The sequence below is a fragment of the Vibrio sp. PID17_43 genome, from assembly GCF_002608565.1.
Classification (GTDB): Bacteria; Pseudomonadota; Gammaproteobacteria; order Enterobacterales; family Vibrionaceae; genus Vibrio.
This window is the reverse complement of record NZ_LIXM01000011.1, coordinates 21,627-44,249: the sequence shown is the minus strand read 5'-3', so window position 1 is coordinate 44,249 and position 22,623 is coordinate 21,627. Positions and strand designations below refer to the sequence as shown.

Here is a 22,623-nt window from a genome sequence, read left to right as displayed (position 1 = left end):
CACAGTGCCAATGGTGCGTTGGTTATGGATGAGAGTGAAAAAACATCGAACTCGGCTCTTAATCTTAGCCGCCAAACCATTTCACTACTATGAGATAAAGCGGATTAGGCGTAAGACCAAACACGGCGATCAAATCAAGGTAGTGTTTCTGGTGCTTGAAAAAAGCATGTGGAAAACAGATTTGCTCTACCAGGCGATGGATAAGCATCCCCATTATTGTCCTATGATTTTGGTGATCCCAAGGTGTAATGCTTCTGATATTGAAGCGAACACAAGACAAACCGAAGCGTTCTTTGTTGATAAGGGATATAGGGTTAGCCGATCTTGCCCAAGTGAACAATGGGCGGAAGAGGATGACGTCATAAATCAAGACCTGATATTCTTCACCAACCCACATAACGACTCGTTAGAGAAGTACTCTATCTCAAGCTTAAGAAATAAGCTTACGTGTTATGTTCCATACTTTGAATTGTTGGATTTGAATTTCGCTATTCACTTTAATGGCCCGACTGAAAACCTGGTATGGAAGTTTTTTCAAATTAATGAGATCCATAGAAAAATTGCTCAAGAATACGCTTACAATGAAGGAAGTAATAGTGTAGTCGTAGGCTATCCTGCGACCGAGGCATTGTATAATGACAGCCAATATGAAAACCCGTGGATAAACCCATCGCTCAAAAAAATCATCATTGCACCACACCACAGCATCGCTGATAGCAGCTTTTTATCCAACGCAACGTTTCTTGAAAACGCTGAGTGCCTCAAAGCATTGGCGGTCAAGTATTCCGATCAAGTGAACTTTGCTTTTAAACCCCATCCATTACTAAAAGAGAAGCTTTATCGCCACCCTGACTGGGGAAAAGAAAAAACCGATCAGTATTGGAACTTCTGGTCATCCAAGCCTAATTTGCAACTTGAAGAGGGGGAATATGTGGGTTTATTCAGAGAGTCGGATGGCATGATCCATGATTGTACTTCATTTATCACCGAGTATTTATACATAGGTAAGCCAGTACTTTACCTTAATCCGAACATCAGAGAGCGTCTGAATGACTACGGCAAGTTAGGCTATGACGCAATGTTGAAAGCAGAAAAGCAATCAGACATAGAAAGGTTCATCGTGTCGATAATTCGAGGTGATGAGGTCATGTTTGATGAGGATATGCAAAAGAAGCTAAGACCACCATTATCACCGACGGCGCAGATCATGACGATACTGAATGAGACGCTTGTTGTTGGCGACTAGTGATATTTTCATTTTACGATGGCAAGGCAAGCGAGTAGTCCACAATATGGTTTAAGAAAGAATCTCTATCTCTATCTCTATCCTTTATTTGTTTGAAAGAATGTATTGATCAAAATGAGCTTTAACGTTTCCTTCGAATGTTGATGTAATTTCAAGATATCTATTTCGGCTGCATTTCGATATTGTCATTAGCTTGTGGTGTGGCATTCTGGTGATTGAAGTGATGATACTCTCAAATTCTGGCTCATTGATTTTGAATCCTTTCGCTCTATATTGATGATTTGCTTCGACGCAACTGACCAGAAAGCCGCAGTTGGGTGTGACAATTTCATTCATAGGTGCGCCATCTGTTGTGACAACGACGGCACCAGTTGAGAGAGCTTCAACGATATAGTGACCAAAGCCTTCCATTTCGGATACACAGATATGAACGCCGTGACTGTTCATCAAGCTGAGTAAATCATCCCCAGTTTGATTGGTTGTGATCAGGTCAATATTCTTCACGTCTTTCGCTGATTCTATGTGAGCAACGACGGTGGTTTGCAAAGTCAGTTTTGGCCACTCAGGATGCCTTTTCCACGAATTAATCACAGATAATGTTCCCTTTTTCTCGCTTTTTCCGGCGAGATGCAAATATCGGCTAAAACTTTTTTGGGAGTGAGACTGATAACGGTCTAAAGAGCTAAACCCTAAGTAATGCGTTCTATTTTTAATATCTGAAAAAGCTTGGAGTGCGTCTCTGGTTTTGCAAAGTAACACAATTTTTTCGTTTCTTAAGGTTGTTTTCTCTGTGTGGGGGCGGAACCAGTCTTGATTAGGAATCAAGTAATTTTGTGTTGCAAGCCAGAGCAATTTAGCCTGAATTTCTTCCATATGAATAAACACCAACACCTTACCACGAGTTCTCTCTAGAAAGAGACTGGCGATACTCAATGCCTTGTTTAAGAAACTTTTCTTTCCCAAGAGTACTTTTGAGGAAATGCAGGGGTACGCTTTTTTTAGAGCAGACTGAAGTACTAATGAATCATTTTCCAATCCAAGAGAGTTTCCGCTGATGATTACAACATAAGTTTCTTGGTTACTTCTATCGGAAGAGTGACTATTCATGATGATGTCCCATTTTAACTTCTGTGTTTGAAACCATAGTGAGATTTGGCGTACTCGTCTTTTAGGTAATGATTTAAGTAGCTATTGATGCGGAGTTTTTAATTTTAAAATAGTTAATCATGTCGAAAACACTGTTTGGTGACTTTAACCTTAAGTGATCGAATTTGATGTTACTGTAAATACTATCAATCGAGTCTGGCAAAGATTCGAAGCTGTCATAATGGTTCAGATGTTCTCGTATGGCACTTTGTTGGAGGTGTCTAAGGCTATAGCGATGTAATCGCCTAATATAGAGATAAATATTCTTTAAACTGGTTGGTGTTAGCCGATGATAATAAAATTCGGCACCTTCACATCCGCGCATGAAGCCATAGGAAAAACCATTGGATAGTCTAAAATCATGGCTGGCGGCCCAAGCTAAAAGGCTGTCATCACCAATTAACCCAACAGGTAGCCTAAAGTCTAACTTTTGCAACTTCTCGACAAAAAGCGGAGTAACAGCGTAGAACGCTCCGCTTAGCGCCTCTCCTTTTAGTGTATTTGTGATGATGTGATCTGTCGTTCTTCCTTGAGTCTTTGGTATGCCTGCGATGATGTAGCAATCGGGGTGAGCATCATATGACTGCATGATACTGATGAGTGAACCTGGTGTAATCGTGCAGTCTCCATCAATGAAAATAGTCATGAGAGGGGTATCGTTGCCTAATTCGATTGCATAGTTCCAGGCGTTCGCCTTGTCTCCTAGCGGGATGTCGAAGCTTTGCCAACCGTCCTTATTTTGGCAGTATCGTTGAGTTACTGGGTATGTATCGTCACGACATCCATTGCAGATGATGTTGACCTCTGCATCCATGTTACTCAGCGCGAACAAAGACTGATCGATAGAGTTGAGACAGCGCTCGATGAAATCTGCTTCATTATAAGCGAGCACATTAATTCGGATTTTTTTTGTCACTTTACTCATAGTTGCAGGCCTTCATAGTTGGTGGATCATCGATGTCCATTTGTTGATGATATTGATGGGTGTGTATTCCTCTGAACGTGTGTAGGCAAGTTTGCCATATTCATCACGAAGTTGAGGACTGAGTAAGAAGCTGTTAATACACTCTGCCAGTTGTTCAATATTATGCTCTGGCAGTAATTTGCCATATTTGTCGGCAATGATTTCTGAAGGCCCCATTGGACAATTGAACGCAATAACGGGAAGCCCTTGGCCCATCGCTTCTATCAAGGTCAGCCCGAATCCTTCATAGCGTGAACTCAGCACATACATCGCTGCTTGTTGATACTCATTCTCGATGTGAGTGGACTCAGCAACAAGCTCGACACTCTGTTCCAGTTGGTATTCACGTATAAGTTTTTCGAGCTCAGGTTTCGCACTCCCCGTGGGGCCGACGATTCTTAGTGTCCAGTTTTTCTTTGATTCTCGTTCGATTTGGGCCCAAGCTCTAATGAGTAAATCAAATCCCTTTTGAGCGGTCATTCGTCCTACTGCCAATACGATGTTCTTCCTCTCCGAGTGGTTCCAATTCTTAGGTCGTTCAATTGGTAGGGGATTAGGAATAACGACCACTTTGTCAGGGTTGGTTTGAAGCGTATTTATCCAATGTCTTTTATCCGTTGCTGTTAGCACAATGATTTTTTTGCACAAGAGCGAGGCAAGTCGACGGCCAAACCAACGACTACCAAATCTGGTGCTAATTCCAGAGTTGAAGTGTTCCCAAGCTACGTGATTTTTGCGCAGCAGTGGTATCGATGAATACAGGCACATTTGTGTGTCACAGCTGATAATAAGGTCAGGCTTAAGTTGTGAGATCATGCGAGAAATAGCGAAAGGCAGCGTGAGATGGTGAAGGGACGACTTCGATGCATCGAACAGCTGTTCTCTTTTCACCGATTCATTGAGAAAGAAAAAAGGTGTTGTTTTTGATTCATGGTGACTGATGATCGTCACTTCAAACCCGGCGGCGAAGAGTTCATTTGATATCATAGTACACATCCTTTCTGTACCACCAAGAGCTGTTATATCATTAATCAAAAAAGCGATGTGGAGTCTTTTATCCAGTTTGTTCACATGCAGTTCCTTGCGTTACTCGGTTTCCTTAAACGGTATCGATACCTTAGACGTTATATCTGAAAATATATGTTCGATACGTTTCGCATTGTTCAGCCAGGTCAGCTTCTTATCTTGAATGGTTTTTGTTGCTTCAAGCTGCAGTTGTTTCCGCAGGGTTTCATCGGCGAGAATTCGTTTCACGCATACTAAAATGTCATCAGGTGAGCTCATGTCGTACAGAAGCGCGTTTTTGTTATCACATAAAAGCTCTCTAATGTTTTCGGTATTGGGTGCGACAATGGCTTTCCCTTTTGCTAAGTACTCGATGAGCTTAAGTGGTGATGACCATGGTGTTGCAGCAGGTTGAAGAGCGATGTCAATTTGGTCTAGCCAACCTGGCATATCGTTTCTCTCTATTAAACCAGTGACGTGAAAACGGTCTTCAATGCCTAACTGTTGGGCTTGTTGCTGTAGCGTTGCAGCAGCGGGGCCGTCACCCACGACAAGTAGCATTAAATGGTTATTTTCAGGCTCTGCTATCAAGGATAGTAATTTATCGAGCTGATGCCACTCCCGGCAAAAGCCAACAAAGCCGATGGTTAGCTGATTTTCAAATTTACGATTTCGATCATGCTGAGTGGTTGGATAGAACTTTTGAGGGTCAATGCCATTGGGGATCACCGTAATTTGGTCTGCTGGAACGCCCACTTGCAGGATATAGCGAGCGAGCACATGGGTAACAGGGCACACATGATCGGCATTACGCCACGTATACACTTCACTCCATTTTGCCAGCGGTTTTAGTGTGATGCCTCCGTATTGCTTTCGTTCGTCGTAAAGAGGGGAGTTCACTTCCAGAATGAGCTTAAGGCGAAGGAGTTTCTTGACCCAAATTCCAGCTGGCAAAAATAAGTTATAGCGTTCATAAATAGCATCGGGGCGGTGCTTAATAGCAGCAAGTAGCAACTTGAAAAAGACATAAAACGCATAGCCAAACTCCAACACTTCCGAGCACGCTTTCGGTAATACACTTCTTAGCTTTGATACCCATCCACCGTCGCTGCCAAACTCCGCCTCCTCGGAGACATTTGGACCAACGACAATAATTTGATGACCAAGGCTTTCAAGGGCATTAATGATTTCTTCCACATGGACATACTGGCCATCTTTAGACGCGATTCTGTGGTGATAAAGTATCTTCATTGAGTTATACCCTTAGTCTGGTCGTATTTTTTAACTTTAAGCAAGCAAGTTAAGAATCAAATATCCTCATGCTATTTTTTGATAGCTGTTCATTACTGAATGAAAAATTTCGTATTGCCCTTGAGAAGTGGTGAACCAATCAAACTGTTCTGCGTAAAGACGAGTGTGATTTCGCTGTGGGGGATTTTCTAGCAGATGCTGTACGCCTTGAGCGATCGAGTTCGAATCTCTGTCAACAAGGACACCGGCCTGTATATTTTGAACCACTTCCGGTGTCCCCCAGATATTTGTTGCCACGACAGGGGTTCCACAGGCCATGGACTCTAATAGAACGTTCGCCCACCCTTCACGGCTTGATGCCAAGACAAGCGCGTTAGCTGCTCCGTAGTAGTTCGCAAGCTCACTTTGACTAAGACTACCGAGGAAAATGACGCGATCTTGCAGCTGATTTTTTATGACCTGTTGTTTGAGTTGATTTTCGTCTGGTCCATTGCCAGCGATAAGAAGCAAGACACTGGGCAGCTGTCGTAATGACTCGATAACGAAGTGATGGCCTTTGCGTTCAATAAGATGACCGACAGAAATGATGATAGGTTTATCCTGCGGCAGATTGAGCTCTGCTCTTAGTGCGGTTTGTTTTAACTCGTCCACATAGGAAAATAGCTCTAGATCCACACCATTTCTCAGTGTGGTTACCGAGTTAGGTTCCGCTCCCAGCGTTATCATCTCCTTCCTTAACGCTTCACAAACCGCCATGTTGTGATCGCTACGTTTAAGGACCGCCTGGATATCTTTTTTAGGCTTTGTGAATTCGGGAATAAGGTTGATATCCGTCCCTCGAGCTGTGACTGTAAAGGGTTTACCCAGTTTTTCTGCAGCTTGTGATATGGCCACCCCATCTGGATAGAAGTAGTGGCCATCAATTATGTCAAAATCAAAGCCTTGCTGGATAAGTTCCGCTGCTTTTTTATATATTGTATTAGCGAGTGTATGTGGAGTGAGTGTCATTCCAATTTTAGGCACGACAACGTAACGAGGGTGGTAGACATCCATCCCAAAACGATTTTCATGCAGTGGAGCATTGGCATAAGAAGCATACGCACCAAACATTGGCTGGCGAAATGGAAACCAAGGAATCGGAGCGATAACCTTTATTTCAACGTCAGGAAAATGCTGCTTTAAGTGACGTAGCCGAGTTTCGATAAACACACCATGCTTTGGGTTATTGGCGTAAGGGAATAAGGTTGTTACTGTCAATATCTTCATTTATCACTACTGCCTATTCATAAACTTTGCAAACATCAGCAGGCACCAAAGGGCGTCGGCGTGATTACTCTTTCCTTCGATATGCTCATTAATCATTTTTTTAAGCGTGTCGGCAGAAAAAAAACCACTGTCGAGCATATTTTCAGAAAGTATGGTTGAGCTGAGGCTGTGCTTTAACGGTCCTCTAAACCACTCGGCGATAGGAATGCTAAATCCCATTTTTGGGCGGTAGAGAATGTTTGAGTCCACATAGGGTTCAAGCGCTTTCTTGAAGGCGTATTTTCCTTCGGTGCCTCGGATATTGTCCGTACTCTTAATTGAGAATGCCCATTCCACAAAGACATGGTCGAGTAGCGGCGAACGAACTTCCAACGAATGCGCCATGCTGGCTCTATCCACCTTGGTTAATATGTCTCCTGGAAGCCAAGTTTTGATGTCTAAATATTGGATCTGCTTTAACGGATCATCGGTTGGTGCCGCCTTAGCATGCTGTCGCATGATCTCTAAACCGGAGTAGCCATTGAGGCGACGCAAATAATCGGGATGAAAAAGTTGATGCCTTTGTTCTGCTCGCAGTTTTGACATGGTGTTGGCGTATGCCTCGACCGTATTCATCGCCAGTGATTGTAATGTGGTTTTTGCTCGTAGTGGCTTGGGAGCCCAGTCGGCTTTAGGGTAGACGCTTGCTAAGCCACCAAATAGAGATTTGCGTAAATGTAGGGGGATTTTATCTCTAAGACGCTGTTCGGTTAAATGCATTCTTTGACGTCGGTAGCCAGCGAAGACTTCATCACCGCCATCGCCGGATAAAGCAACTTTTACGTTTTGCCGTGCCAGTTGGCACACTTGGTAGGTAGGGAGTGCTGAGCTATCGGCAAAAGGTTCATCATAAATGGTACTGAGCCTGTCTATTAAATGGTAATCGTTTGAGGAGACGATTTGGCTTATGTGGTTGGTCTGGTACCTCACGGCTATTTGGTTGGCATAGTCACTTTCGTCATAGTCACGTTCATTAAAGCCTATTGCACACGTGTTGACCGGGGTTTCTTGCAGGCCAGCCATCAGGGCAGTGATAGCACTTGAATCCACGCCACCGGACAGAAAAGCCCCCAAAGGTACATCGGAGAGCAGGCGAATTCTGACAGACTCATTTAGCCGCTCGATCAGTTCGGTTTGAACATCTTCCCATGAATGAGTTTTGGTGGGCACGGGTAGATCCCAGTAACGAGTTTGTTGGATTTTTGTGCAAGGCTCTAACAGCATATAGTGGCCGGCGTTGAGCTTATAAACGTTTTTGTATGCGCTGAATGGCTCAGGTATGTAGCCATACATAAAGAACTCTTCTGCCATCTGCTCGCGTAACCTTGTGTCGACGTCTGGATGGGCGAGTAATACCTTGAGCTCAGAACCAAAAATGAATTGGCCTGATGTGGTTTTGGTGTAGTAAAGAGGCTTTTTGCCGAGCCTATCTCTCGCTAAAAAAAGTCGCTTTTTGTTCCTGTCCCACAGTGCAAACGCAAACATCCCGCGAAAGCGTTCAAGACATTTGACTCCCCATTCTTCCCAAGCATGAACAATGACTTCAGTATCACTATGAGTAGAGAAGCGATGGCCAAGACATGACAGCTCAGCAACTAATGATTCGAAGTTGTAAATCTCGCCGTTAAAGACAACGCAAACGGATTGATCTTCATTGAAAATAGGCTGCTGTCCACTACTGAGGTCAATGATTGATAATCTACGATGACCTAAGCCAACGTCGCTATCAATGAAGTAACCTTCATCATCAGGCCCTCGGTGAGATTGCACTCGATTGATATGCTTTAATAGGCTCTCGTCAATCGCTGCATTGGTCTCAAGATTAAATATTCCGGATATTCCACACATAACATGATTCCCTGTTAGTAGTCTCCGTTGGCCATCCATGCCTTCGCGAGTGCTTGAAGTTGTTCGTCTGTCAAATCGAAACTTGCCAACGCCAATATATCTGCTGTGCCCGACCGTTCAGTCATCAATTTCGTTGCTTTGATTAGTTTTATTTCTAGTGGGTTACTCGAACAGACATTATCGATGCAATACCAGTAAAGGACTTTCATTGACTCGCCGTAATGATTAGCGATAGTGAGTTGCGTTGCATTAAAGGCATCAATAACCTGTGGTGAAATGACGTGTTTCGAGTTTGAGTTCAGCGCCCATTTATTCTGGTCATAGAGGTGATTAACTGAGCTAATTAATTCCCCATGCTTCTGACGGATGGAATATCTTGCTGAAAAGTATTCAACTCGACCGTCAGGCGTGACGCCCCTCGTTACTGTTAGTGCCTGCGGGAAAGAGATCCCCCACACTGACGAATGAACTTCAGTTATCTGGTCAGGTAAACGAATTGGAGAGACGGCTTGCTGGTCGGTTTTTTGTAAAGACGCTTCCCATTTGAATTGTAGGAACAAAACGGCGGTAAAGCATATCGACATAGTCAATGTTTTGGCCGGCGTTCGAATCACATGGTTCGGTTTCTGTGACGTAGCCGAAGATCGCGGGTTGTCGGCAAACTTATCAGAGATATAGAAGATGATGCCGATGACGAAAGCGAAGAAGACCCACCCGTAAACTAAGTGATCCGCGCCAGTGGCATACTTCATGTCACTTAAGTAGCCGATGAGCACAATGCCGTAAGCTCGGATGCCATTTGCGATAATCGGAAAAATAAACGAGAACCCGACAAAAATGAGTATCTTCCACCATTTATTGAAGCTGAGGTAAGCGAATAAGGTCCCGAGTGCGAGGCTAGAAATTAGGAATCGTATTCCTGAACACGCTTCGGCCACTTCAAACTGGCCATTAGGTATCTCGAGGAATAACCCTTCACGATAAACAGGAATATTTGAGAGTTGTAGGGCAAACACGGTGATATCAGCGGTAATGACCTGAAGATAAGGAACGAGCTCTTCACCAAAAGGAATACAGAAAATTAGATAAAATATTGGGAAAAACAGGATCTTCGTTAGGGGAGTCCCTAGTAACGCCCAAAGTATTAGCTGCAAGCTGAAAATAGCGGCAATATGCTCAAGCAGCGCGACATCTGCCGCCTTTCCGAACATCCAGCACAGTGTCGGGAATATAAAGAGAACGACAGGGATCCAGCTGCTCCCCAACGGGGTTTGCTTGATCTGGTCTCTTTTACGCCAAGTGAGCCATAGAGAGATTGGAACAATAATAAAGCCATGTTCATAAGTTTTAGATTGCGACCATACCGTGACCATGCTTTCTATAGACTCATGGTAAACAAAAGCCCAAGTGATAAGGGGGAGAATAAAGCGATATATGGGTAGCTTAATCACCGCGAGCTCCCAAATAATGCAGCAAAGGGGTCAGTTTTGCTTCCCAGCTGTAATTTTGCTCTAACCACACTCTAGAATCAGTGGCGTTAAGGGGAGGGCTCTCTAACTTATTGATCACCCATGCTCTCATATTTTGTTCTGAATCGGTGACATACAGGTTTTCATTAGGGCACCCTTCCAATCCTTCGATACCACGGTTTGACGTAAGTACAGGCCTTTCCATTGCCATCGCTTCTAAAATTTTATTCTGGATTCCTCTAGCCATCTGCATAGGAGCGACAGCCGCTTTAGCATGTGCGAGGTAAGGTCTAACATCATCGACACGACCAGTGACAATAACGCCAGAAAATGAGGACAGTTCCAACACCTGTTTAGGGGGGGAGGAACCGACAATATAAAACTTGCTATCTGGGCACTGTTTAATGACTTCAGACCAAACATGATGAGTAAACCACGTTACGGTCTCGATGTTAGGTCGATAATCCATTGCGCCGGTAAAGACAATATAGTTGTCATCTTGAACGGAAAAACCTTCATTTAGGTTCGCGATAGCTGACGGTGAGAAGTATTCACTGTCGATACCATTACTTAAGGTTTTAATTTTTGGTTGAATATGGTCGTCCACCATTTCCTTAAAAAGAGAAGCTTCTGCATCCGAGATAAAGCAACTAACCTCGAATTTATCTGCAACGTATTTTTCATACCCTTCGAGAGCCTGGTATTCACGCATGTATATTTTGCTCATGACCCCGTTTGAGGAACATGCATATTGACGCCACTTATCAGAATCAATATCCGCAAACTGCATCACTTTATATAAGGTTGGTGATTCGGGCCTGAGTACATATTGCGCCATGCAGCCTGAGTATATAAAAGCTTTAGTGATGCTGTGCTCTGCGATGGTTTGATTAACCCAGCTCTGCATTTTAGAACTGCGGTAATAGGGTAAGGTGATCGGTTCACCCCGACCAAATGCAGTTAATCCTTTTATTTTGGCTAGGGTAGGATTGAGGTCGACAAAAAAACATTCTTTGCACAACTTAGCAACGTTGTCAGTGTACTGTTTGTCGTTTGGGTCATCGATAAAGCAGCCCACATATACGTCATAGTGTTTGTTCAAGAACTTCAGAACATTGAATGTCGTGATTTTGTCCCCCTTGTTTGGGGGATACGGAATACGATGACACAAGTACAGTAGCGGTTCTTTCATGTTCTAGCCTAAATATTTGGAAAGTTGGGGCCCTATTTGACGAGAAAGGCTTAACGGCATTTTCTTCCATAACCCTATTAGTATCCGATATTTAGGGTTGTTTGGTGACAGGTTCGGTAAGTTTTTGGCTTTGATTAGTGCAATACGATAGTGAAGATTATTCTCCTGCATACCCCAGTGTTTTTTGTACTGGTAGGAGCCTGAATCTTTTTTGCTTCGACCGAAGTCAAACTGTGTCATGCCCTTGTCCTTAGCGATGCACATAAGTTGATAGTACATATAATCATTGCTCTTTAAATCTCGAGCATCGTGAGTACCGCCTCCGTAATAGGGAAGTACTGTATCTTTGTAGTAGAAACTGAGCACACTCGATACTGGAGTATCTTTATCATTATGGATAACAAGTGTCTCGCATCGCTCAGCGAACGTTTCTTTTAGTGAATCGAAAAGCTTTTTGTTGAAGACGGGAGTGCCAAGGTTGTGAACGCTTTGAGCATACACATCGTAGCAGCACGACGTGTCGTCTTTGTTATCCCATTTCAGGTTGTTTTTAAGCGAGTGGCGAATGACCGCTCTTTGCTTTCGCTTAATGTCAGTTAGGATTTGATCGGGAGAATCACTAAGTACGGATGAAAACGTTGCGTGCTGGCAATGTGCCACCCAAGGCCCTTCTGATTCACGGGGCGTTTTATCGCGTAGCTCTACATAGTCGACATTTAAAGACGCGCCAAGCTCAAGTGCTGATTTTTCGAGTTTATGTCGAATGGCATCAGAGTCAGCGAGCACGCCACCATAGACACAAAAAGGTGTCGATATCAGCGCGTGGCCAAAAATCGCACTTTTCTGCTCAAAAAGAGGCAACACACCCACGATGTTGTGGTCGCGTTCCGCGAGCAGGTATTGTGGTTTATGTTTGAAAACAGAGTGTATGACTGTGTACCAACCGGTAAGGTGAAAAAACGTACCGTCTTGATGATGGTCAACGTACTTATCCCAGGCCAACATATCTTGTTGAGTCATTTTTCTGATTTGTAGATTTTGAGTCATCCGTTAGTCCATCCAGTTGGAAAACATGGCTCATCGTATTCCATGAAAAATCCGTTAATAGGTGCTGAATACGAGCTTCCATTCGATTAAGATTCAGATAGTGGCGAAATTGAGATTTCAGGGTTATCCCAGCGATGCGAGGTTGCTGGTGATCGATTTCCCAAGGGTGAAAATAAAAGCTATAAGGCAAACCAGTCTCGCGAATAAAGCGGTTAATCAACACTTTACTCAAATCGTAGGGGTAGAGTCTGAAAAAACCACCCCCGCCAATTGGGACGCTGCGATTGAATTTATGTAACGTCGGTATGGGAATTTCGTAAATTCCCTCAGGCCGACGATACTTCAATTTCGGCCAATCTGGCGCGCCATAATGGTCGTGTTTAACTGGGTAAGTACTACTGCTGTAGAGAAAACCCAATTCAGCCAAAACACTAAATGCCCATTCATTCTGTGGGTTGATCGAGAAACTTGGTGCTCGATAGCCCTTAATCTGGCCACCAGTTATATCTTCTAGCAACGCTTTACTACGTTGAACATCTTGTCTAAACACGATTGGGGACTGAGAGGTGGCTCTTTCGTGATTGAAGCCATGGCTAGCTAGTTCATGCCCGTTCTCTGTGATTGCTCTAGCCAATTGTGGGCATGAATTAGCGACCCACCCCAACATAAAAAAAGTTGCCTTTACATTATGTTCTGAGAAAATTTCGAGGATCCTATTCGTACTTCGCTCGATTCGTAGAGGGTACTTAGTCCCCCATTCTGAACGTTTGATTACTTTGTCAAAGGCTGCTACTTGAAAATAATCCTCAACATCGACGGTCATCGCACACTGCGCTATAGAGTGATCGTTGCTTGGTAAATCAGTCATACGGCTATCTACCTTTTCCAAAGAGGATAATCTCGGATGTCTTCAATAAAATTAAAAGATCCAAGGTAAAGTTGCGGTTTCTTATGTAGTAAAGATCGAATTTCAACTTTTCTAATGCGTCCTTTTCACTGCTGCCATAGGGATACTTTAGCTGCGCCCAACCTGTTAAACCTGGTTTAACATTGTGTCTTTGATTGTAATAGGGAATGGAGCTACTAAAGCCTTGAGTAAATTGTGGTCTCTCTGGCCTCGGACCAACGAAGTACATGTCACCGATAATGACGTTGTAGAGCTGTGGAAGTTCATCAATACGAAATTTCCGAATGAACTTACCGACTTTAGTTACTCGGGGGTCATCTTGTTGCGCCCACTGAACACCATTTTTTTCTGCGTCAGTACGCATGCTCGTAAATTTGTATATAAAGAAACGTCTGCCGTTTAGTCCGACTCGCTCTTGAGAGTACAGGATAGGAAAATGTCGCCCGCCTTCTAGTTTGATGGCCACCACAGTAAGTGCCATCACTGGGAGGGTTAATAGAGCGATTGAAATCGCGATCGCACCATTGAACAACCAATACAAGTTTGTTCTCAATTGGTTCTTTGAGCGATGGTTCTGGAAAAGAAACCAAGATGGGTTGAGGTAGTTGACGGCGACTTGCCCAGTTTCTCGCTCAACAAATTCAATGATGTCGGTAATTTGCACTCCCACTTGTTTTAAGCGGAGCAATTCTTCAAAGGGCAGGTTATTTCGACGTTCATCAATTGCAATAACGAGTTCATCAATCTGCTTATGCCTTACAAAAGTATCAATCGGTTCTGAGATTTTGATGACTTGTTCGTCATTTATCTGTTGCTGGGCATCGCCTTCAATAGTGACAAAACCGACAAAATCAAGCCCAATACGATCGGAGCTACGGCGCATACATTGCTCAATGATACTTGCCCTTTTCCCTGAACCAAGGATTAGGATGCGTCGCTTAACCAATTGATTCAACCCTAGCTTTAACATGATAAAGCGGCAGATCGACAGCGAAAAAAATGCGAAGACGGATAATAACTCATTGAATGAATGAGGGAAAAAGTCTGCAATAAATAAATGGCTTAGTAGTCTGGTTAATATATAAGCCAATAAAACAGCGACAAATATTCGAATTAGAATGCCATAAAAGGTTTCCCTGAGTTTTTCGTTGTATAAACCAACACCTAACAGCGTTAAATGTAAAGGCAGAGCAAAGATGAAGAATTGCACATAAACATCAATATTAGAATTACTTAAATAAAAGTCACTCGTGAACAACTTCGCGCAGAATATTGTCAGTATGAAACTGAAAAAAACCACCATGAAATCAGTAACTATCATTAAAGTATTATTGGTATTCAATCCGTGAAATTTAGCGCTCGACATATCCTATCCCTGACATAATTAAGAACTCACTAAAGCAAATTAAATACATTTTGGGAGTCACACACTTATGAAACTTAGACGGGTTTTGTTGTTAGATCCAATGCAATATTAGACTATTTTCACTTTAGTTTAGTGTTTGCTTGTAGAAGACAGTTCGCCTAATGACTCAAGTAAATCCGTGATGAACGAATCACAATTAGGATTCAGATCTTAATGTAGCGGTTTGTAGTGTCCTACTTAATTTGGATAATCTCGCCGTAATTATTTTGGTAATCAGAAGGTTAAGGAAGCATGTTGAAGAGTAGTATTACACAATGTAAATAGGTAAAAGAGTGGTGCCACTGAAAACAATGTTGGGTGTAACTGACATTTTACTTTTGCATTTCTTGGGGCATGTTTTTTCTGTCAACTAATGTGCAGAGTGTAAATTCATGTTCTATATTAGATTCTTGTATAGCTATAGATTTTCATGTCTTTGTACATTCGGAAATAGGAAAGGGAGTCATAGTACGAAACATTCGGTACGTTGAACTCTGAGTTTACGTGGCAGCGGAACGTAAAGATATGGATGAGAAAAGGAATTCTAAGGAAGCATGTATGAGTGCAATTTGCCAATTCTACAGAGAATCTAAACAAGCATTCGTTTTGAGTTGTGTTTGGCTGATGATAGGCTGTACCACTAACGATTTACCTTCGTTACCCACGGCAACAATCCACCCATCCTTGACTGAGGACATTAATAACTATCGTTACCTTATTGGCCCAGGAGACTCTTTAACCATTTCGGTGTGGGGAAATCCAGAGGCATCAGGAACGTATACGGTTCGTCCTGATGGCATGATTTCTACCCAACTGGTCGATGATATTGTTGTTGCTGGCAAGACACCAACGTTCCTCGCTAGAGAGCTTGAAGCCCAACTATCTGTGTATATAAGAGATCCAATAGTCTCTATCTCGGTGGACACCTTTGTTGGCCCATTCAGCGAGCAGGTTCGGGTAATGGGTGAAGCGTTAGAGCCTCAGGCTATCAATTATAAAGAAAACATGACGCTCTTTGACGTGATGATTGAGGTTGGAGGATTAACAGATTTTGCCGACGGAAATAACGCTCGACTTATAAGAGTGATTAAAAATCAGCAAAAACAATTCGGTTTAAGAATGGATGACTTACTGAGAGACGGTGATATAGAGGCGAATGTCGATATTTTACCTGGCGATATTATCATCATTCCAGAGGCGTGGTTTTAATCAGGGAAGAACAATACATGCAAGAACAAGTTAAGTTGTTGGCTTACTATCTCCAGGGAATTTGGTTGCAAAGAAGGTATATGCTCATTTTGGCCTGGATCATTTGTCCAATCGGGTGGATTGGCGTTACTTTACTGCCAAATCAGTATACATCAGAGGCAAAAGTTTACGCAGATACACAGTCTATTCTTGGCCCACTTCTACGAGGGCTTGCAATACAAACGGATCCTTCCCAAAGATTGGAATTGATGGCAAAGACATTACTTAATACGAGAAATCTCGAAGTTATTGGAAATGAAGTTGATGCTAACATTAGGGCAACTACTCCAGAAGAATACGAAGAATTATTAAATGACTTGAAGTCAGGAATAATAATTAGGTCTGCGGGTAGAAATAATTTATATACAATCAGTTATACTGGTGAAAACCCAGTTTTTGCCAAAAATGTAGTACAAGCGGCGCTAAACGTATTTATTGAAAGCAGTTTAGGAGATAAACGACTTGATGCTGAACAAGCCCGTTATGTCATTAATGACCAAATTGAATATTATGAAAACCGATTAGTCGAAGCAGAAAAAGACTTAGCAGATTTTAAGCGAGAATATATCGGGCTTCTTCCTGGTAGTGATCAAAGTTACTACTCAAATCTTGAATCAGAGAAGTCTGATTTAGAACAAGCAGAATTAGCCCTAAAAGAGGCAAGATCTGGTGTTGCTAGAGCCAAGCTTCAGCTCGAAGAAGAAAAGCAAAATGCATTGAGCCAAATATTCACCATTCAGACTGAGTATGACGCTAGGATTGAGGCTGTCGAAATGCGTTTAGATGAGCTTCTATTCCGATATACACAGAAACACCCTGATGTCGTTGAGACTAAACGACAGTTATTAGAGCTAAAACAGTTAAAAAGTCAGTCGGTGAAAAATATCACTGTAGACAACAGTTTAAATGATAATTTAGTCTATCAGGACTTAAAAATCTCGATTTACCGACTTAACAATGAAATCGCATCGCTAGAAGTACGCGTCGAAAAACACAAAGCGAAGATAGACGAGTATCAAAGTAAGCTTGATATTGTGCCAGATGTTGAGGCTATGCTTACATCACTGACAAGAAATTACGAAGTCACTAAAGGAAAGTATCTAGAGCTTATGTCTCGAGGTGAAACTGCCTCTATTTCTAATAGCGTCGGAAATGCTTCGGAAGACATTAAATTCAAAATCATTGAGCCTCCTTCAATACCGACATCACCTTCTGGCCCAAATCGCTTACTACTATTATTAGCCGTTCTGGTCGCTGGCGTTGGGGCAGGCTTTGGGGTGTCGTTTATTATGAGCCAGATGTATCCAGTGGCCACTTCACCAAACCAACTTTATCAGATGACAGGAGTGCCTGTTTTTGGTGTTGTGTCGGCTACAGCGTGCTCTGGTTTACTAGCAGCAGAAAAGAAAAGGTTAATGGTATTTATTTTTATGACCTTAATGTTGTTAAGCGTGTTGTTCATGTTACTGGTTATCAATACTGTTCCATCAATATATAGCATGATTAGGTAGATTCGATAGTTTATTTATTACAATAAAATGCGTTTGGGGGAAAGGATGCACAACTCAAAATCAGAAGAGAGCGGTGAATTATCTTTAGAAGAGCGAACGAAAGAAATCAATGAACCTGGATTTTTAAAGAAAGACATTATCGTTATAGATGTTGAAGATCTAAAAAAGAAGGGGATGGTTTGCGTAAGAAGTAATGGGAATAAACAAGGAGTTAATGATGAGTTTCGTGCAATAAAACATAAATTGGTAAGCAATGCATTTGGCTCTGGAGCAAATAGCCATGAGAATGGCAATCTAATCATGGTTTCTAGCTCGACAGCAAATGAAGGTAAAACCTTCTGCGCTGTTAACTTAGCTATGATGCTTTCGTTAGAGAAAAACAAATCAGTATTACTCGTTGATGCGGATGTGCTAAATCCTAGTGTTAACAGAATACTTAATATTGATAATAGACCTGGTTTAATCGACTACTTAAACGGTGATGTATCGGATGTAGAGAGTATTATTTACAACACTTCAGTAGAGAACCTTCGGATAATGCCTTCAGGTGAAGCTCATCATTTGAGCTACGAACTTTTGGCCAGTGACAAGATGTTGGCATTGGCAAGTGAATTAGCAAGCCGTTACAGTGATCGTATCGTGCTGTTCGATGGCCCGCCTCTTCTCGGTGTTATTGAAACCATCTCGTTGTCAAAACTCGTCGGTCAGGTTGTGGTTGTGGTCGAACACAACAAAACGAAAATTTCATCTATCAAAGAGGCGGTGTCTCAGCTCGATAGCAGGTTAGCCATTGGATTTATTCTTAATAAGTCTGTTAACTATAAGCTAAGTCAATATGGTTACGGTTATGGGTATGGCTAGTTGTAAATATCTAAAGTTAGAGGGGATAATATTAATTTTATCATCTATCATCGTTAAAAATGTATTTTCCGCGAATGTAGAGATTAGTCCAACGGCTTCGGTCGAATTAACTTACTCCGATAACATAAATTTAGATTCAACAAATGAAAACAGTGGATTCGTATCAACATGGTCCGCCGGTGTTATCACTGAATCTATTGGAAATAATGGAGAGTTGCTGTTTGGCTACGATGTATATCAAACGTTTAACCTGCAAGACTCTAGTGAAAATAAATTGTTTAATGAACTTTCACTCTTCGCAAATAGAAAAATATATAAGGACTCTGTAGAGTTAGAAACTAACGCTACGATTACCAATATTGCTCGTTCTATTCAAGATAATGCTAACCCTGATATTATTTCTGGTAACACGATAGAAACTCGTTCGATAGACGCAGAAATTTCATATCAGAATAATCCAAGAGGTTATTTTGATATTTATGGATCCATTTATGGGAGCGCTACATCTAACGAAGATGGTATAGGTGATTATTATGCTATAGAAAGCAATATAGTTTTTCAAAATGGTTTGTCTGAGAAGGATTATTTTTGGTTGACGGATTATTCTTACGAAAAAAACATATCTGCTAATACAAAAGAATCCTATTATAACTATGAGATCGACCAAGAAGTTGGAATTCAGACTGTATATGGGGTGAGCCCTCTCATTCACGCGTACTATGAAGGATATACAACAGGCAATCAAGATAAAGTTGTTGAATCTGGGAGTTGGGGACCTGGAGTACGATATTATCTACATCGGAGATCTTATGTTGAATTGGGTTACGAATTTTCGATTAACGATAGGGACTTTTGGAGGTGGGCTGTTAGTCTTAATCCTAACCCAAGAACATTCTTAGCATTTGATTACACAAGAAAGTTTTATGGGGATTCCTATGACTTTACGCTGATTAATATAAACAAAAGAATGACTAACACCATTAGCTATCGTGAAGAACTTGAAGGATTTGAACGCCAATTTTTTGTTGTAGGAGAAAATATAGAGGAATTCCAACTTGTCAAAGAGTTGAGTATGAACTCGTCGTTTATTACACGCAGAACAACGTTTAGTTTTGACCTTCGTGCTCAAGAGAGGCTAATACTCTCTGACAGTGATAATGTAGGAAGTGATAATGTAGGAGACAGTAAGCTTTATGGAAGTAAACTTGCCATTTTGCACAATATCTCTAATTTGACTTCATTGTCTGCTAGCTTTCAATTTGATATAGATAAATTTGATTCTGAACCAACTGAATCTCTGATTAATTATTACCGTATATTCGATGTTTCTTTAGAAAATCAGATTTCAAACAGCATTTTTTGGGACGTGTCCTTACGTCATGCCAATAGTTCGATATACAAAGAAAATAGAGCTAATTTTACAGTTTCAGTTGAATACTAACTTATTCCTTGTTAGTGCATGATTTTATTTTTGATGTTTTAATCAATAGGTGAGATATAAAGAGTTGAAATTGGGTTTACAATGAGGTGATTGTCAAAGATGGACAAGTTGAGGCGTTATAAATGGAAGGTTTTAATTCTGTTTGTTATGATTGTTTTATTTTTGCCGCTATTTTTTTTGTTATCTAAAAAACCATTGGTTTCTGATGTTTACATTAATCCAAAAGAGGTCAAAGATGCAGTGGATAAATATCAATACGTATCCGGTGTCATCTTTGGTTTGGAGGATGAAATAGAAGTAGAGATCAGTGGTGAAAAATTAACATCTATATTTAAAGTTGCTTCACATCTTACACCTAATATGAATTTTGAGATTAAGGTTTCTCATTATGGTGCGGTAGTATTAGGAACCTTAGATTTAAGCGGTTTTATTAATAATCGATATGTCAACGTTTCTTGCTTTATCATCCCAGATGGTAATAACGCCATCGATTCATGTCAGGTAGGCGGGATTTATGTCCCTGGCTCTTTGGTTGAATTCGGGGTTAGTGTTTTTTTAAAAATAGTATTTGATTCTGGTGTTAATGATATTTTTGAGCAATTTATAAAAAGTATAGAAATAGAAGATAATACATTACGCTTAAGAGCGATAAAAAATGGTGATCTAAAGAATTATATCAAATCTGGTTTGTCTGATATATCTTCATTTATAAAATCATTTAGTTCAAGATACAATAATAAAATTGATCCTGATGTTATAGGTAGCTATTTAGAGTTTATGTTGGAAAGTGATGTCATCATGAGAAAAAGAAAGCTTTCTCTATCAGAAATATTTAATGTTGTATTTCAACATGCAAAAGAGAGAAGCCGCATTAGTGATGCTAGAAAAGAAAATGAGTATGCATTGTGGGCGGTCGCGATGGCATTCGCAAACCATCGCTTTGCAGAGCTAATAGATGCTGATACATATTCAATAGGTACTAAATTATCTAATCTCTCATCAAAGACAGCATCTCTTAATAACAGAAATGATTTAGCACTGCACTTTTTATATTCTGCTATTATTGAAAGAGTTGGTAGCGAAGCAATTGCTAATAATATGGGCGAACTAAAAGAGTTGTTTGATGCTAATCAAGATGGTTCTGGTTTTGATATTTCTGATTTAGCCGCAGATATCGCTGGTGCAAGATTTTCTAATTTTATCTCGAGTCGTAAAATTAATGCCGTTCACTCACAAAACCTTCTTATCGCTAGTCATTCCGAAGCCCTTTTTTTTCCGAATGTTAATCGGCATCGCTCTATAACTTCTGAAGACTTTGAAAAGGTCATTGGTAGTACTGAAAATGAGGAGTACACTAAAACGATAGAGAAACTACAAGCAGAAGTGCAAGCTCTCACCTTATATCAAAACAGTTCTTTAGATGATTTATCCAGAAACAAGAGTTTAGCTATAATTGACACTATCCCTTGGGCTTCCAATGGTGTTTGGTTGGCTGTCGATACTCATATCCACACGAAGCATTCCGATGGTGGGCATTCGATAGAACAAATCGCCAATAAAGCGGTGAGCTATGGGTGCGATGCGATTGCGATTACTGATCATTCAGACGGTGATTTACATGCAGGTTCATTAGACTATTTTCTTGAAATTGAAGCAATCGATCGCGCATTTCCAACACTTTCAATTATTTCTGGCTTGGAATGGAATTTACCTCCGTATGAGGGACGAGAGCATGCGACGCTGCTGTTCCCAGAAGGGCATACTGCCGCCATGATAGCGAGTCAGTTTCGACGTCAGTTCGATGACTATAGAAACCCTAACAACCCATTTTCATCTGTGAGGGATGGGCTTAAGTGGCTTGAAAGTAGCTTCGATTCTTACCCAGTTTTACCTGCAGTTTTTTATAATCACCCTAGCCGCAAAGTCGACAGTTTTGAAGAGACTCTTAGAAATTTGGAGGATTGGGCGAAAGAAAACAGTGTTTTTTTAGGCTTTTCCGGAGCTCCAGGCCATCAACGAGTTCCTGGTGATAAAATTGGTTCGTATTTCCATAAATTTAAGACACATGACCGATGGGACCCTGTTGTCTCAGAGGTTGGTGGGGTGTGGGATAATCTACTTGGCAAAGGGAAATTACTTTGGGGGGCACGTGCACCTTCTGATTTTCATGGTACGAGAGGTGATTATTGGCCTTGTCAATTTTCAGAAACTAGGGTCTATTCGCGGGACAATTCAATTAATGGAGTAATAGAGGCATTACGTAAAGGCTCTTTTTTTGCTAGTCACGGTAAAGTCGTAAGGGATCTAAAATTTGAGCTGAAGCACGATAAGCTAGAAAGACCTGCCATTATGGGAGAGACAGTACCTATCAGTGGCGTCGAAAAGCTGACAGTCAATATTGAGCTAACGTTAAATGAACTTAACTGGAAAGGAAAGCCAACAAAATTAGAACAGGTAGAGTTAATCGTTATCTCGAATGAAACGGTGACAAGCCAAGTATTTGATGTAGAAGATTATAAGATCGGTCATCGCATAGTAATGTCGGTACCAGTACTGGCTGTGGGTGGAGATATGGCTATAAGGTTGAGAGGGCGTAGTTTCCAACCTATTAACGGTGACTATATGTTCTATACGAACCCCATTATGGTTAGAGCAATAGATGAAACAAACTAAATTATCGATAAGTGTATAGCCCTACTACTTCGGAAGCTACTTATTGGCGCTGTGTAGACACTAACAGCCAATTCCCTTATAGAGGATATGTTCGACGGGAGAGC

The 22,623-nt window shown here is 41.4% G+C and carries 17 protein-coding genes; 6 read left to right on the top strand and 11 right to left on the bottom strand.

The features are described 5' to 3' along the window. Window positions 1-34: 34 nt before the first annotated feature. The gene (locus AK965_RS09615) at window positions 35-1,246 is read left to right on the top strand and encodes a CDP-glycerol glycerophosphotransferase family protein (protein WP_172438116.1); all 1,212 of its coding nucleotides are present in this window, start codon (window positions 35-37) and stop codon (window positions 1,244-1,246) included. A gap of 84 nt (window positions 1,247-1,330) precedes the next feature. On the opposite strand, the gene AK965_RS09610 is transcribed toward AK965_RS09615, so the two are convergent. The 11 genes from AK965_RS09610 to AK965_RS09560 form a co-directional block, all read right to left on the bottom strand. After that, the gene (locus tag AK965_RS09610; RefSeq protein WP_099079390.1) at window positions 1,331-2,353 is read right to left on the bottom strand and encodes a glycosyltransferase; all 1,023 of its coding nucleotides are present in this window, start codon (window positions 2,351-2,353) and stop codon (window positions 1,331-1,333) included. A 73-nt stretch (window positions 2,354-2,426) separates the two neighbouring features. Next, window positions 2,427-3,317 (bottom strand): glycosyltransferase family A protein, encoded by an 891-nt coding sequence (locus AK965_RS09605; protein ID WP_099079389.1) that lies wholly within the window; start codon window positions 3,315-3,317, stop codon window positions 2,427-2,429. Between the two features lie 12 nt (window positions 3,318-3,329). Next, window positions 3,330-4,427, bottom strand: coding sequence for a glycosyltransferase family 4 protein (locus tag AK965_RS09600; protein WP_099079388.1), 1,098 nt, complete (start codon window positions 4,425-4,427; stop codon window positions 3,330-3,332). Window positions 4,428-4,442: 15 nt separating this feature from the next. Then, window positions 4,443-5,612: a glycosyltransferase gene (locus AK965_RS09595; RefSeq protein WP_099079387.1), complete on the bottom strand. Its 1,170-nt coding sequence runs from the start codon at window positions 5,610-5,612 to the stop codon at window positions 4,443-4,445. A 66-nt stretch (window positions 5,613-5,678) separates the two neighbouring features. Further along, window positions 5,679-6,878: a glycosyltransferase family 4 protein gene (locus AK965_RS09590; protein WP_099079386.1), complete on the bottom strand. Its 1,200-nt coding sequence runs from the start codon at window positions 6,876-6,878 to the stop codon at window positions 5,679-5,681. Between the two features lie 6 nt (window positions 6,879-6,884). Then, window positions 6,885-8,765 (bottom strand): XrtA/PEP-CTERM system amidotransferase, encoded by a 1,881-nt coding sequence (locus AK965_RS09585; protein ID WP_099079385.1) that lies wholly within the window; start codon window positions 8,763-8,765, stop codon window positions 6,885-6,887. A gap of 14 nt (window positions 8,766-8,779) precedes the next feature. Beyond that, window positions 8,780-10,216 (bottom strand): exosortase A, encoded by a 1,437-nt coding sequence (gene xrtA, locus AK965_RS09580; protein WP_099079384.1) that lies wholly within the window; start codon window positions 10,214-10,216, stop codon window positions 8,780-8,782. After that, a complete protein-coding gene (locus AK965_RS09575) occupies window positions 10,209-11,426 on the bottom strand; it encodes a TIGR03087 family PEP-CTERM/XrtA system glycosyltransferase (RefSeq protein WP_099079383.1) in 1,218 nt (405 codons plus the stop codon). The genes xrtA and AK965_RS09575 overlap by 8 nt, the downstream gene beginning before the upstream one ends. A gap of 3 nt (window positions 11,427-11,429) precedes the next feature. Beyond that, entirely contained in the window at window positions 11,430-12,473 is a 1,044-nt protein-coding gene (locus AK965_RS09570) for a FemAB family XrtA/PEP-CTERM system-associated protein (protein WP_099079382.1), read from the bottom strand. Beyond that, window positions 12,415-13,341: an XrtA system polysaccharide deacetylase gene (locus AK965_RS09565; protein ID WP_099079381.1), complete on the bottom strand. Its 927-nt coding sequence runs from the start codon at window positions 13,339-13,341 to the stop codon at window positions 12,415-12,417. The genes AK965_RS09570 and AK965_RS09565 overlap by 59 nt, the downstream gene beginning before the upstream one ends. 4 nt (window positions 13,342-13,345) lie before the next feature. Then, entirely contained in the window at window positions 13,346-14,746 is a 1,401-nt protein-coding gene (locus AK965_RS09560) for a TIGR03013 family XrtA/PEP-CTERM system glycosyltransferase (RefSeq protein WP_099079380.1), read from the bottom strand. A 597-nt stretch (window positions 14,747-15,343) separates the two neighbouring features. Here AK965_RS09560 and AK965_RS09555 point away from each other — a divergent pair. The 5 genes from AK965_RS09555 to AK965_RS09535 all read left to right on the top strand — a co-directional run bounded on the left by AK965_RS09555 (window position 15,344) and on the right by AK965_RS09535 (window position 22,519). Beyond that, window positions 15,344-15,994 carry an XrtA/PEP-CTERM system exopolysaccharide export protein gene (locus AK965_RS09555; RefSeq protein WP_099079379.1) on the top strand — a complete coding sequence of 217 codons (651 nt, stop codon included), beginning with the start codon at window positions 15,344-15,346 and terminating at the stop codon, window positions 15,992-15,994. Between the two features lie 17 nt (window positions 15,995-16,011). Next, a complete protein-coding gene (locus AK965_RS09550; RefSeq protein ID WP_099079378.1) occupies window positions 16,012-17,544 on the top strand; it encodes an XrtA system polysaccharide chain length determinant in 1,533 nt (510 codons plus the stop codon). Between the two features lie 45 nt (window positions 17,545-17,589). Next, the gene (locus AK965_RS09545; RefSeq protein ID WP_099079377.1) at window positions 17,590-18,405 is read left to right on the top strand and encodes an XrtA-associated tyrosine autokinase; all 816 of its coding nucleotides are present in this window, start codon (window positions 17,590-17,592) and stop codon (window positions 18,403-18,405) included. Then, complete coding sequence (locus AK965_RS09540; protein ID WP_099079376.1) at window positions 18,392-19,846, top strand: hypothetical protein; 1,455 nt, start codon at window positions 18,392-18,394, stop codon at window positions 19,844-19,846. Before AK965_RS09545 ends, AK965_RS09540 begins: the two co-directional genes overlap by 14 nt. 99 nt (window positions 19,847-19,945) lie before the next feature. After that, complete coding sequence (locus AK965_RS09535) at window positions 19,946-22,519, top strand: PHP domain-containing protein (protein WP_099079375.1); 2,574 nt, start codon at window positions 19,946-19,948, stop codon at window positions 22,517-22,519. Window positions 22,520-22,623 lie beyond the last annotated feature (104 nt).